Source organism: Chitinophaga vietnamensis, from assembly GCF_902167635.1.
Lineage (GTDB): Bacteria > Bacteroidota > Bacteroidia > Chitinophagales > Chitinophagaceae > Chitinophaga > Chitinophaga vietnamensis.
In genome coordinates, this window is record NZ_CABHMS010000002.1 from 910,843 (window position 1) to 924,031 (window position 13,189).

Consider the following 13,189-nt stretch of genomic DNA (forward strand, 5'->3'; position numbering starts at 1 on the left):
CGCATAAAATAACAATGAATGTTATGCACAAGAAACTAGTTACATACCTGATGATCCCGCTGCTACTGGCGGGATCTCTGGTAAAGGCACAGCAAAATGTACAGTTTAGCCAGTACGCGTTCAATGGTTTAACGGTGAACCCCGCTTATGCGGGCTATAAGGAGGAGTGGTATGCGAATGCCGTGTACAGGCACCAGTGGGCCGGGTTTCCGGGCGCGCCCCGTACCGGCGCTATTTCTATCGATGGGCTCACGCCTGCCAGCGATAAAAAAGTAGGCGTAGGCGCGCAGTTCCTCTTCGATAAACTGGGACCACAGGATGCGCTCTCGCTCTATGGATCTTATGCTTACCGTATTCCGCTGGATGATGAGGATACCAAACGACTTTGTTTGGGCATCGGACTGGGCGTAACGCAATATTCCATTGATGGTACCGCGTTTCGCTATGTGGATAATAATGATCAGTCCATCCCGGTGGGCAAAGTGAGCAAATGGACGCCGGACGCGCGTTTCGGCGTATACTACTATAGCCCCTCTTTTTATATAGGCGTTTCCGTTATGGACCTGTTTTCTTCCTATACAGATATCAGCCGTTATTCCTGGAAAGGCTATAGCTATGAGGCGATCCGTAAAACGCAGCACCTTTATCTCACGGCGGGCACGCTGGTGAACCTCTCGGACGACCTGAAACTGAAGCCTTCCCTGATGATCAAGGAAGACTTCAAAGGGCCTACCAGCGTGGACCTGAACGCCTTCCTGCTGATCAGTGAAAAGCTGTGGGTAGGCGCCTCTTACAGAACCGGTATGAAGTTATGGGGGAAGAACAACCTGCCTTCCGACTTGCAGCAATTGAATGCAGCGAGCGCGCTGGTGGAGTTCTATGCCACGGAACGCATGCGCATCGGCTATTCTTATGATCTGAACATTAATAAGATGGCGGGCTACCAGGGCGGATCACACGAGATCTCCATCGGCCTCCTGTTCCCTTCCAAAAAGTACAATGTAGTAAACCCCCGTTATTTCTAGACCATAAATGAAGAAGATGTTGAAATACGCTTTTATCAACCGACTGGTTTTGCTGATGGCCGGCATCGCTATGGCCAGTGTGTTGCAGGCACAGGAACAGCCAGGCTTGCTGGAAATGGCGGAAAAGGCATACGCCCGCCAGGAGTATGCAGTAGCGGCAAAGTTGTATGAAAAGATCGTGAATAAAAAAGGGCGCCGCATGCCGGTAGCGCAGCTGCTCAGACTGGCCACCTGTTACCGCGAAACCGGCGCCTTCGATAATGCCGCCGAATGTTATAAAGTAGTGGTAGCGATGCCCGGGAGCCCGGCTTCTGCCACCTACGCTTACGCTGAAGTATTGCGCAATCTCGAACGTTACGATGAAGCCAAAGCGCAATTTCATTTGTTCAACGCCACCAGTGCCGATAGCCTGCAACGCCGTGAAACCGGCCTGCAAGGCTGCGATAGCGCGCAAGCCTGGCAAGCCGCCAGCGACCTGGAACTGAAAGCACTGGCAGGACTGAACACCGGCAACTCCGAATTTATCAGTGGCGTAGCTGCCAAAGCCTTGCTGCTGGTAGGCAATGGCTATGATCATATGCAGCTGGCCGGCGCTGTCAGCCGGCGGGCGGACGAAGATAAACGCATGGAACAACCTTATTACAAGGCCTACATTTATCGTCAATATACCACCGGAGATTCCAAAAATTACCTGGAAGAACTGTATCCCGAGCTGCTCGGGAAATATGCATATCATGTAGGCCCGGTATGTTTGAGCAAGCATGAAGATACCCTGTATTTCACGGTGAATGAACAAGGGCATAATGGCAGCCGGAAACCTGGCGTTGTCAACAAAAGAAAGCTGGTGATTTATCAGTCGGTGAAGCAGGGCAACAGCTGGGGACCGCCCGTATTGCTGCCCGGCATTAATATCGACAGCTTTTCTGCCAGCCATCCTTTGCTGGCAGAAGGCGGCAGCGTGCTTTATTTTGTTTCCGACCGCCCCGGCGGATATGGCGAAACAGATATCTGGTACTGCGAAAAGCAATCAGACAATTCCTGGGGGCCGCCCCTCAACTGTGGCGCCAACCTCAATACGATCGGAGCGGAAGCCTTTCCCACGCTCAATGAAGAGGGCGTACTTTATTTTTCCAGCACCGGCTATCCCGGATTGGGCGGCTATGATATCTTCCGGGCAAGGGGTAACAGATCTACCTGGGAAAAGCCCGTGAACATGCGCCGCCCCTTCAATTCCGGCGGCGATGATATGGGACTTATACTGAAAGATAATGGCTATGAAGGTTATCTTTCCTCCAACCGCAAAGGCGGTATGGGCGCAGACGATATTTATACTTTTATGGACGCTCATTATTTCAGCCGCGTTAATCCGCCCGCAACGAATACCGGGAAAGATAGCGTTGCAGGGAATGATAATGATGGGAAGACGGGAACAGATCAACATCCGCAGGGTGGCAATTCCGTGGCTACCAGGGTGGTGCCTGATCGCGCCAAACTCACGCCTGAAGAGGAAAAGGACAAACAGGTGCTGGATAACCTGAAGATCTACTACGATTATAACAGCGCAGAAATTCATACAGAATACCGTGTGATGCTGGAAGAACTGATCGCAGTGATGAAGCGCCATGCCGACTGGAAGCTGCTGGTGATCTCTTATTCCGATTCAAGGGGAAGTGTAGCTTATAACAGTGATCTGTCGTCTCTCCGTTGTTATGCTGTGATCAACTATCTGGCCAGCAAAGGCATCGATCCGAAGAGATTATATTATCGCAACAAGGGCAAGCAGGATATTGTGAACGGTTGTGTGGATGGAGTGCCTTGCACAGATGCACAACATAAACTGAACCGCCGTTCTACATTCAAATTGATTTTCTAAAGTAAGGCATACGGCAAATGAGGCGGCGCCGGTCTTTTGGCCGGCGCTTTTTTTTTGTAGAATTTATACTACAACCAAAATGATGTGCCCAGCCTATATTTGCGGTTGATAAAAGTTTTTTGGTTTTTCATAGGATATGGTAAAAACAAGGGTTGCTAATCATAGCAACCCGTTTAATTTTGTGAATCAGGAAGGGAAGGCATATACTTCCGATATCCAGTTGAAACCGTCTCCGTTCCTGCTTACATGCCCTATTCCCGGCCAGGGGAGATGGTAAGCAAATATTTTCTTCTTTCCGTCGGCAAGTACGCCCAGCACGCGTTTGCGGGTAGCGGCGGCCTGGTCGAAATCGGTATCGCCGTAGAAGCCCCAGTCGGGATGCGGCGCCAGCAGCACATCGGAGTGCAGGAGGTCGGCGATATGCACTATTTCTTCTTCTCCCGAAAATACATGTACCAGCGTATGCCCCGGCGTATGGCCTGCCGCCAGTTCCAGCCGGATACAGCCAAACAGTTCCGACGGATGATCAAACAGGTGCAAGCGCTTGCCCAGCGTAGTGATGGCCTTTTGCGTAGCCAGCGTGAAGCGGTGCAGCAGCTCTTTCTCTTTAAAACGGCTTTTGGAAAAGTCTTGTTGGTTGGCCATCCAGAAATCGTGTTCTATGCGCGACATATATACGTTGGCGTTAGGAAAGGTAAGCCCGCCCTGCGTATTCAGCAGGCCGCCGATATGATCGGGGTGGCCATGCGTGATCACGATGTCGGTGATAGCTGATAGCTGAATGCCGGCATCCGCAAGGGTAGTGGTGAGCCATCCGGCCTGTGGCCCGAAAGCCGCGCCACATCCGGTATCTACAAGGATGTACTGTTTATCTTTTTTGATCACCAGCATATTCATGCCCAGGTCGATCTCTTTGCTGGAGCGGAAGCTGTGCTGCAAAAGACTATCAACGGTGGCGGCAGGGATATCCGGCGCAAAAGAAGGTTGCACCGGGGCCATTACAATGTGGCCGTCTGTCACCACGGTTAAATCGAGCGTACCCAGTTTGAACTGATGAAAAGGACGTTTGTTGGGGAGGGAATGGAGGCTCCCGGCGAGCAGGCGTTTCAAGGGCAGCGCCGCTGTAACGCCCAGCACCACCAGGTTTTTGACTAATGTTCTTCTTTCCATGGCTAAATATTTGCACAAATATATTGCATACCATGGGTAGGGCCGTACACACATTTTTGTGCGTAACCCCAATTTAACAGACCAGCCTATGCCTTTTCATAGATCAGCTGTACCACGCCTGATTTGAAAGTATTAGCTTTCACGAGTCGAAGGTTCAAACGATTTTGCAGGTTTTCGAATAATGGTTTTCCTTTTCCCAGCGCAACAGGATGTACCGACATTCTGTATACATCGATCAGGTCATGCTGGATGAACGTTTCAATGAGTTTGGCGCCGCCATACAGCCAGATGTCTTTCCCTGTTGCCTGTTTGATAGCCGCAACATGGCCGGCAATATCCGTGGAGATGAAGGTAGCGTGGCCGTCTTCACGTTGCTGGCTGGAGAAAACGATTTTTTTCTTCGAGTGCACCGCTTGCCAGATGGCCTTTTCCGTGGCGCTTACTTCTGCCGGCGGCTGAAAATTGCCCCACATATCATAACTCACTCTCCCGTAAAAGATGGTATCGATGCTGGCGATAAATCCTTCCATGTCCATGTCATCATCCATGATGCACCAGTCTATTTCGCCGTTAGGGCCTTCAATGAATCCGTCGAGTGTAGTTGCTAAGTCCAGAATTATTTTTCTCATATAGTAATATGTTGGTAAGAATTTGCAAACATACTAAACGTTTTTTTCTTTGTATATTTGTTATGCACCCCAAAATATTCCTCCTATGCGTTCTTCGGAAAAAACAACCAGATCGCTTACCAGGCCAGCTGCTGCGCGTGAGTCTTCCGGCACAGCTGCCACCTCTTCACCTGTTATGTCAATGCCTGCTGTTACGAACGGTACGGCCGCATTGCTGGATAGCACCAAAGGCGGTGGCGAGCCGCTGCCAGACCGCACCCGCAGCTGGATGGAACAGCGCTTTCAAAATAATTTCGGACAGGTCAGGATTCATACCGATGCCCCGGCGGTGCAGCTCAGCCGCGATCTGCAAGCTAATGCATTTACATACGGCCAGGATATTTATTTCAATGCAGGAAAATTTGCGCCCGATACCCGCGAAGGCCAGCACCTGCTGGCGCATGAGCTGACGCATGTAGTGCAACAAGGACAAGGTGCACAGATACAAAGACAGCCGCAACAAAAGACGCCTGTACAAAAAGAAGAACAACTTAAAACGAGGAAGGCGCTGGATGCAGAAGCTAAATTCTGGCAAGACCTTCACCAGTGGTTTCCCGACGATGGCCGGAAACTCGCCGGTACCGGCTATGACGACGCGATCGATTATCTCTCCGCAAGCTTTGATACCAATACCGGCGATCCGCAGGTGACGCGCAGCGTGCCGATAATGAATGTAGGAAAGAAATACCTGGACGAAAAAGATGACAACATACGCCAAACCGCGATCAAAGCGGAACTGGACAAAGTAGATGCCTACCGGTTCGACAATGCGCTGATCGATGATGAAGATATGAAGAACAGCACGATTACAGGCAAGATTGATGCATTGAGCGTATTCCAGAAGCGCGACTATGTGGCGAAATTAGGCATGCAGACGAATGTGGCTAATAAGAAGATGTGGGAGTTCATCCGCCGGAAGCTGCCATCCACGCCGGTTGCAGACGACGGGAAAGCCAATGCCAGCGGTGGCGTCGACTACCAGTTCCAGAATATCAAGATCGTATTGCTGCCGGATGATTATGATTCAAGCAAGGCAGATGATGATGGCGGGCTAACTTCCATTGACCGTACAGATACCAGCACTTTTATGTCGGCCCCCGGATTCCGTTCAAAGGGCGGAAAAATCACTTCTTTCGATCCTACGCCCGTACCGATGCTGGTTTACACCATACAAACACATTACGGCGTAAAGAGCGGCCCTGACGCAACTTCAGGCTATGGCGTAGGTACGCGCCCCGAAGACGCCGCCGATCGTACCTTGCGCAAACATGAAGGCACACATGGTCTTACCTTCATCAACTTTATCCGCAACAACATTGCAGCAAATGCTTTCCCGGTTTTCTCCGGTCAGGTCGGTGATGATGTGGCCGCCTTCCAGGCTAAAATAAACGCCTATACGCCAAAAGAAAAAGCATTTGAAAAATTGCTCAGCGACGCGCTGGACGCCAGTATACAGGAAGTAGACTGTGTAGGCAAGACGATTGAGCAATTCAAAGCGGAGAGGAAAGAGACCACTAAAGTAAAATGCAGGAAGAAGTAAGTCTTATTCTGCCGCCTGTATCGACAGGGCATGGTAGAAGACATTCAAAGGGTCCCATTGCGCTTTCACGCGTTGCAGGCGTGGATAGTTCTCCTTGTAATAAAGTGTATACCACGGAATGTCCGACTGGTTCCATTCTGCCGTGGCGAGGTCTGTATCCGGATGGTTGATCATGCTGCCATCGGTTTGTTCGTTAGGCAGGGGTACGCCGCCAGTGTGGGCGAACAGGTCTTTGTAAAAGTTGCGCACCCATGATAAGCTGGGCGCTTCGCCTTCCGGTGTGATCCAGCCCGTATTGCAGGCTACATCCATGATACAATCTCTTTGTGCAGATGCCGTGGCATCCGGCGCGATGGTATTCACTTTGCCGCCATAGGTAGCCATGCCCAGCATGCCGCCGATGGGGGCATTGGCGGTAAGGTAGCGGTAAGCGGTGGCAATCTGTTCGTTGCTGAGCGGGCGGCGGAAGAAGGCGTCTTTTATTTTGGCTTGTACATTATCGAAGCCCGGTTGGAATAATTCAGGAAATGGGTTGAGCGCAAAGCGCAGCCAGGGGCTTTCTTCCAGCTGTGCGCTGTAAGGCGCGCCCACAGGCGCCGCAACGGCGGCGAGGTGTGCATTGATCAGCGCTGTGGCATTGGCGGCGGTGGAGAGGCCTCTTATTTCCAGTTTGCCGATGTTGCGGTGATTCAAAAATAATATGCTGAATAAAGAATTGTAAGGAGAGTCTTCATTCTTGTGTTGCAGGCACCATTCGCCGAAACCCTGTGCCAGCCGGGAAAATGCGGCCTCGTCGATAGCAGGCCAATCCCAGGATACACGAAAAGTAGTGATGGTGGCTGGCGCCTTCGGAAGGGCGGTATAAGGATCTTTACCATCTGTTCCGGGAGAGCGCAGCCAATAGCGGGTAACGATACCGAAGTTACCGCCACCTGCGCCGGTATGCGCCCACCACAGCTCGCGGCGAGGGTCATCGGCTTCGCGGGTGGCCACCACACTGTGTGCTTTGCCGGATGCATCTACGGCCACCAGTTCTACCGCATAGAGGTAATCGGCCGCCAGTCCATATTCCTTGCAGAGGAAGCCGAAAGCGCCGCCCAGCACATGCCCGCCCATACCGATGCCCGGATGTTCGCCGGCAGGGAGCACTACGCCCCATTGCAGGAACAGTCTGCGGTACATCTCGCCCACCGTAACACCGGCTTCTACGGCGAAGGCAGCTTTGGCTGCATCATAGTAAAGACCTGTCATCAGAGAAGTATCGATCAATACCTGTGCGGCAGGATCGCTGACAAATCCTTCAAGACAATGGCCACCGCTGCGCACCACTGGCCGCAAATGATTGCTCACAGCGGATTGTACGGCTGCTATCACCTCTTGTGTAGAGGTAGGGAGATAGATGTATTCAGGCTTTCCGGCAAAGCGTTTGTTGAATCTTTTGCCGGAAAGGTCGGCATAACGTATATCCTTGGGCGTTATCTTTTCCATGTATTAAATGTAAAGAATTGTTGCCGCTTGTGATGAAAAAGTGTTATTCACTGCTTCAGATAGCCAAGCGCGGGGCCTACCACTTCGAAGCCGTGGGCTTTGCGGAATGCGGCCCTTTCTTGTTCTGTCATATTTTTGGTAAGGCCTTCGCTGATTGCCCTGAAATTTTCTTCCATCTTTCCCGCCGGCTGGAAAGTGATCATGATCCTGGCGTTCCCGTCGTTGATCTTGGCGAAGGCATGTGGCACCATTCTCGGGCCGAATACGCTATCGCCCGGTTTCGCATGAAAAACATCTTCGCCTACTTTTATCAGAAATTCACCTTCCATCACATACCACCATTCATCCTGCTCATAGTGGAAATGCAGGGGAGGGCCGCCTTTTTTGTCGCGCGTGGATTCAAATATATACAGGCTTCCGTTGGTGTCTTGCGTGGATACTTTGGTATAGAAGGTATCTCCTTCGAACAGTGAAAAAGCTTTATCGTGGCGGTCTTTCCCGGCGGCAACAAAAAATCCTTTGCCGGTGATATGCCTGGTGATCCATTTAGCAGAAGATACGAGTGGAAGCAGGCACGCGGACGAAGCGGCAATAGCGCTTTTGATAAAATGACTGCGTTTCATAGCTGGGGTTTTATAGTTAAAAATTACAGTTTTTTATTGAAAAGGACGGAAGTGAATGATTGAAGCGTAGATCATATTTGGTAGCGGGGTTTGATGAATGCGGTTGCTACCGCCCCTACGGGGCGGCATATTGGTAGATGCGATGCGGGCTACCAACATATCGCCCCTATGGGGCGGCATATTGGTAGATGCGATGCGGGCTACCAACATATCGCCCCTATGGGGCGGCATATTGGTAGATGCGATGCGGGCTACCAACATATCGCCCCTATGGGGCGGCATATTGGTAGATGCGATGCGGGCTAACAACATATCGCCCCGTAGGGGCGAAACCCAATGTAATCGTGTTGCATCGCCACAATCAGCCCCGTAGGGGCGATAGCCCGGTAGGCCCGGGCGTCAGCCCGGGTATCCCGCGTATCGGGGATATCCGGAGCATCCCGGGATACCCGGGTATCAAAAAAAATATGAGCGCTAGCAAAACATACAAAAAAGCCTCCCGCTATAACCGGGAGGCCAAAACTAATAACTACTACGGATATACGTTGTTAGCATACCCATTGGGTTTCCCCACAGCTGATGAACCGGGTGGTCACCAGGGAACGTTCTTTTTCGTTTTCGGGTACCGGTTTGCTGAGTGCGCAAACCTTGATCTTGACGAGCTTCAGCCTGGAAGTGTTTTTCTTTTTCATGATGTACAGATTAGGTTACCTGAAATTTACAGCAATCATCCAGGTCTATCAATCACGGAAAAAGGGGATTTATAGCGGGCTCAAAAAAAATATTTTTCTTCACTGTAACATTTTGAAAAGGTTGGTATCTAAAAGGCAAAATAAATTCATTGATATGAAAAACATATTCCTTGCCTTTGTACTGGCGCTGCTGTCTACCACTGCTTTTGCTGCTAAAAGCGCTACTGTTTATCCTTTCGAAGCAAAGATTTCCGGTCATGGCCGTCAAACCATCCTGTTTATTCCAGGTTTCACCTGCTCCGGTGATGAGTGGAATGAAACACGTGCCCGTTACGAAAAGGATTTCCGTTGTATCACCCTTACCATGGCGGGTTTCGCGGGAGTGCCTGCACAGCCGGGCGCCTCTTTCGCCAACTGGGAAAAAGCGATTGCTGCATATATCAAAGAACAAAAGATAGATCAACCCATCATCGTAGGACATAGTATGGGCGGCGGTTTGGCCTTGGCCCTGGCTGCAGACTACCCCGAGCTGTGCGGCAAAATAGTGGTAGTGGACGCCCTGCCTTGCCTGATGGCCATAACCAATCCCGCTTTTAAAGTGAAAGAGAACAATGATTGCAGCCCTGTCGTAAAACAATTTACCGTCATCAGCGATGAGCAGTTCTACAAAATGCAGAAAGGCGGTGTTGGCCGTCTGTGCGCGGATACCAGCAGGCAGGCCCAGATCGTGAGCTGGAGCATGAAAAGCGACCGTGCTACCTTCGCGCAAATGTTCTGCGATTTCAGCAATACGGATCTAAGAGAAAAAATTGCTAATATTAAGTGTCCGAACCTGATACTATTGGAAGCTTATTTTGTAAACCTGATGCCACAGATCGCAGCGCAATACAAAAAGCTGGATGGCGCCAACCTGAAATACGCCACCAAAGGCTTGCACTTTATCATGTACGACGATACAGACTGGTACAATCAACAACTCGACAGTTTTATTCACTGATGGATTTTAAAAAGATTTACGCCGAATACTGGCCCAAAGTATTTCGTTTATGCATGGGGTTTGTGAATGACAGCGAATGGGCGAAGGATATTGCGCAAGACAGCTTCCTGCTTATCTGGCAGGCCTTGCCGAAGTTCAGGAATGAATCTGCTATCGGCACCTGGATATTCCGGATCGCCACTAACCAATGCCTGCGGCAGATCGAAAGGGCGAAGCGCCTCCCGGGCTCGGAACTGCCGGCAGAGGTGCCCGAGCAGCCTGTTTCCAACATCGAAGAACAAACAGCATTGCTGTACAAGTATATCGCTGCGCTGCCAGAGACAGACCGTATCATTATCTCATTGGAGCTGGAAGATGTGAGGCAGGCTGAGATAGCCAATATCGTAGGTATCTCTGAGGCGAATGTGAGGGTGAAGGTCCACCGCATCAAAGAAAAGTTAACCGAGAAATTTGCAAAGCATGAAGAACGAGTTTGACCTGAAAGCGTTATGGAGCCGGCAACCCGCCACCACGCCAGATTTTGAGGCGGTGCTGCAAAAGGCCCGCTCGGTGCGGCAGCAGCTGCGGAAGAAGGCCATCCTGCTGATTCTTTTGCTGGCAGCCACCTTGGCCGCTGTAATCTGTATCTGGTGCCTGTCTACCCTGCACTTCGCCAGCACCAAAGCTGGCGTGAGCCTGCTGATCGTGGCTATTGTGATCATGGTGGTGAACCAGCTGCGCTTTGTGCAGGCCATCGGCGCGGATCAGTCACAAGCCAGCACCGATTATCTCCGCGCGCTCCTTATCATCCGGAAGAAACAGGAATACACTTCCCGCACGATCATGTCCGTCTATTTCCTCCTGCTGACGGCCGGCGCCGCCTTATACCTGTTCGAGCCATTATCGCACAAGCCCGCCGCATGGCTGTTTGGCGGCTATGCCCTCACTTTTGGTTTCTTTGCCTACATGTGGTTTGTTGTAAGGCCAAAAAAAATAAAGGAACAGCAATCGGAGCTCAACAGCATCATCTCACGGATAGAGGAATGCCAGGCGCAATTGAGGGATGTGAGCATTTCTTGATTTACGGATTTTTTGATTTACGGATTTTTTGATTTGAGGGATACCTCAGTTCTCCCTAAATCAAGAAATTCGTAAATCAAAAAATCCGTAAATCAAGAAATCCGTAAATTTTCTTAGCTTGGAATGAATGTTTAGAATGGTTTATCTGCGAAAGTTAGTCACACTGCTGTTGTTATGCCTGTTATGCCAGGCCCTTGGCGCCCAGGTGCGCATCAGCGGTACGGTGTATGAGCGCACGGCCCGTATGGGCTTGTCGGGCGTGAGCGTGCGATCCGCTTCCGGAGCAGGCGCCGTCACCGACTCTATGGGACGCTATTCCATCAATCTGTCGAAAGAAGATACCATCTGGTTTTCTTACCAGGGGAAGCCCACCAACAAATTTGCCGTATCCGAGATCAATATACACCGCCCGCTGGATATCAAGATGCAGGTAGATGTACAAGTGCTGCGCACAGTGGAAGTGTCGTCCAGGAAGCTGAAAGACTACTACCGCGACTCCATCGAGAACCGGGAAGAATACCGCCGGGTATTCGATTATCAGCGTGAATATTTTTCCAATAGCGGGGGAGTGGCAGGCCTCAACCTCGATCTGCTCTTCGGCATCAAGAAAGCCAAGCGCATGGAGGCTTTCCGCCGCCTGCTGGAACAGGATGAACGCGACAAATATGTTGATAAGCGCTTCAACCGCGCTCTGGTGGCCCGTATCACCGGCCTCGTGCCTCCGGACCTCGACGTATTCATGGTACGCTATCGCCCTAGTTACGAGATGTTGTTATACTTCGCAAACGATTACCAGTTCTATGAGTACATCCGCGATAGCGGCGAATATTTTAAGGCGAACCGCCGCAGGGGCAAATAAGATTTTTTAGGTGGAAGCCATTTATTAGTCCTAACTTTAACATAGATAATCCCGATAGCACATACCCCCAAAAACAATGCATCGTAGTAGCCGACCCCGAATGGCTTGATATTCCCTCATTAAATACCTGATGTATGAAAGTCGTCATTATCCTCCTCATCCTCGGTCTGATCGTCATTTTTATTATCTGGCTTTTTTCTGCCGGACCTGTGGTAGCTGGCGCCTGTGGCCTGGTACGGCGTACCATCAGAAAAGACTATTGCAGCGGCAGCTGCGTACCTGGCGCTTTTTGTATTGTTACTGCCACGCGTTCCTGGGCTATCTTCGGTACGCAGGCAGCAGCCTGTAAATGTGCGTTTATCATCATGCCTGATGGCAGCCTGTATGAAGGCGGCGGCCTGCCGCCAGGATCGGGTATTGAAGAAGGCGCCATCCCTCATGGCGCCGATGTTATCTATATTGATTCGGGCCATTGCCTCGAGCTATGCCTCAGCATTAAAGTGGCTACCGACGCGCAAGGCAATCCTGTGATCGACGACAATCGCGTGAAGCGCGTGATAGATGGTATCAACAAGATCTGGGGCTGTGGCGGCACGGGCCAGTGTTGCCTGCGCTTTACCATCTCGGAGATCAAACATATCCAGATGAAAAATTTCATTGACCCATACGCTAACAATAAAGCCGATCTGGAAGATACGCTCAAGCTGTCGCGAAGCCAGACCTGCTACAATCTTTACTTCGTGGACAATATGCTCGCCGGTACGCCCGGCATCACGCAGTTCGGTTCCAACAACGATGGCTCACTAGTACGCACCAACGGTTATCCGAATGATGATACACTGATCACCATCGGAGCACATGAACTGGGCCATGCACTGGGCCTCGCAAGAGATACCAATGGCACTGACGATGTGGGCGTAGTGCACCACAGCAACCATCCTAAAAATCTGATGGGGCCTGTTGCCAACCTGCAAGTGGAACTGAACAGGATGCAGTGCCAGAAAGCGCGCACAAGCCAGCTGCTGAATGATACCAATACACCTTGTACCGAACAGGCACAGGAAAAATGAACCGGCTTAGATGTTGGTAGATCACTTTGGGCGGAGCTGATCGCATTAAGCCGCTGCAATCAGCTCCGTAGGAGCTAAAGCCCGGGTATTGTCACCCGTTTTTCCTGTTTTGTTGTAGTTCAGGT

The 13,189-nt window shown here is 50.9% G+C and carries 14 protein-coding genes; 9 read left to right on the forward strand and 5 right to left on the reverse strand.

The features are described from left to right. Positions 1–23 precede the first annotated feature (23 nt). Both FPG75_RS07770 and FPG75_RS07775 read left to right on the forward strand, forming a co-directional pair. Positions 24–1,025, forward strand: coding sequence for a PorP/SprF family type IX secretion system membrane protein (locus FPG75_RS07770; protein ID WP_201747906.1), 1,002 nt, complete (start codon positions 24–26; stop codon positions 1,023–1,025). A gap of 16 nt (positions 1,026–1,041) precedes the next feature. Continuing rightward, entirely contained in the window at positions 1,042–2,898 is a 1,857-nt protein-coding gene (locus tag FPG75_RS07775) for an OmpA family protein (RefSeq protein ID WP_161596715.1), read from the forward strand. Between the two features lie 186 nt (positions 2,899–3,084). Here the strand turns inward: FPG75_RS07775 and FPG75_RS07780 are convergent, their stop codons facing one another. Together FPG75_RS07780 and FPG75_RS07785 are read right to left on the reverse strand one after the other, a co-directional pair. After that, the gene (locus FPG75_RS07780; RefSeq protein WP_161596716.1) at positions 3,085–4,068 is read right to left on the reverse strand and encodes an MBL fold metallo-hydrolase; all 984 of its coding nucleotides are present in this window, start codon (positions 4,066–4,068) and stop codon (positions 3,085–3,087) included. 86 nt (positions 4,069–4,154) lie between these two features. Beyond that, entirely contained in the window at positions 4,155–4,697 is a 543-nt protein-coding gene (locus FPG75_RS07785; protein WP_143306196.1) for a dihydrofolate reductase family protein, read from the reverse strand. A gap of 85 nt (positions 4,698–4,782) precedes the next feature. Here FPG75_RS07785 and FPG75_RS07790 point away from each other — a divergent pair, with 85 nt between their 5' ends. After that, the gene (locus FPG75_RS07790) at positions 4,783–6,276 is read left to right on the forward strand and encodes an eCIS core domain-containing protein (protein WP_143306197.1); all 1,494 of its coding nucleotides are present in this window, start codon (positions 4,783–4,785) and stop codon (positions 6,274–6,276) included. Between the two features lie 3 nt (positions 6,277–6,279). Here the strand turns inward: FPG75_RS07790 and FPG75_RS07795 are convergent, their stop codons facing one another. Next, complete coding sequence (locus tag FPG75_RS07795; protein ID WP_143306198.1) at positions 6,280–7,764, reverse strand: FAD-dependent oxidoreductase; 1,485 nt, start codon at positions 7,762–7,764, stop codon at positions 6,280–6,282. 47 nt (positions 7,765–7,811) lie between these two features. After that, positions 7,812–8,387 carry a cupin domain-containing protein gene (locus tag FPG75_RS07800; RefSeq protein WP_143306199.1) on the reverse strand — a complete coding sequence of 192 codons (576 nt, stop codon included), beginning with the start codon at positions 8,385–8,387 and terminating at the stop codon, positions 7,812–7,814. Positions 8,388–8,484: 97 nt separating this feature from the next. Here FPG75_RS07800 and FPG75_RS07805 point away from each other — a divergent pair, with 97 nt between their 5' ends. Further along, entirely contained in the window at positions 8,485–8,760 is a 276-nt protein-coding gene (locus FPG75_RS07805; RefSeq protein ID WP_236652743.1) for a hypothetical protein, read from the forward strand. A 175-nt stretch (positions 8,761–8,935) separates the two neighbouring features. Here the strand turns inward: FPG75_RS07805 and FPG75_RS25975 are convergent, their stop codons facing one another. Next, positions 8,936–9,079, reverse strand: a complete 144-nt coding sequence (locus FPG75_RS25975; protein WP_161596717.1) for a hypothetical protein — start codon at positions 9,077–9,079, stop codon at positions 8,936–8,938. A 154-nt stretch (positions 9,080–9,233) separates the two neighbouring features. Here FPG75_RS25975 and FPG75_RS07810 point away from each other — a divergent pair, with 154 nt between their 5' ends. The 5 genes from FPG75_RS07810 to FPG75_RS07830 all read left to right on the forward strand — a co-directional run bounded on the left by FPG75_RS07810 (position 9,234) and on the right by FPG75_RS07830 (position 13,064). Next, complete coding sequence (locus FPG75_RS07810; RefSeq protein ID WP_143306201.1) at positions 9,234–10,076, forward strand: alpha/beta fold hydrolase; 843 nt, start codon at positions 9,234–9,236, stop codon at positions 10,074–10,076. After that, positions 10,076–10,552: an RNA polymerase sigma factor gene (locus FPG75_RS07815; RefSeq protein WP_143306202.1), complete on the forward strand. Its 477-nt coding sequence runs from the start codon at positions 10,076–10,078 to the stop codon at positions 10,550–10,552. Before FPG75_RS07810 ends, FPG75_RS07815 begins: the two co-directional genes overlap by 1 nt. After that, on the forward strand, positions 10,536–11,135 hold the full coding sequence (locus FPG75_RS07820) for a hypothetical protein (protein WP_143306203.1): 600 nt from the start codon (positions 10,536–10,538) through the stop codon (positions 11,133–11,135). The genes FPG75_RS07815 and FPG75_RS07820 overlap by 17 nt, the downstream gene beginning before the upstream one ends. Positions 11,136–11,271: 136 nt before the next feature. Further along, positions 11,272–11,994, forward strand: coding sequence for a peptidase associated/transthyretin-like domain-containing protein (locus FPG75_RS07825; RefSeq protein WP_143306204.1), 723 nt, complete (start codon positions 11,272–11,274; stop codon positions 11,992–11,994). Positions 11,995–12,128: 134 nt separating this feature from the next. Next, the gene (locus FPG75_RS07830; protein WP_143306205.1) at positions 12,129–13,064 is read left to right on the forward strand and encodes a zinc metalloprotease; all 936 of its coding nucleotides are present in this window, start codon (positions 12,129–12,131) and stop codon (positions 13,062–13,064) included. Positions 13,065–13,189: the final 125 nt, after the last annotated feature.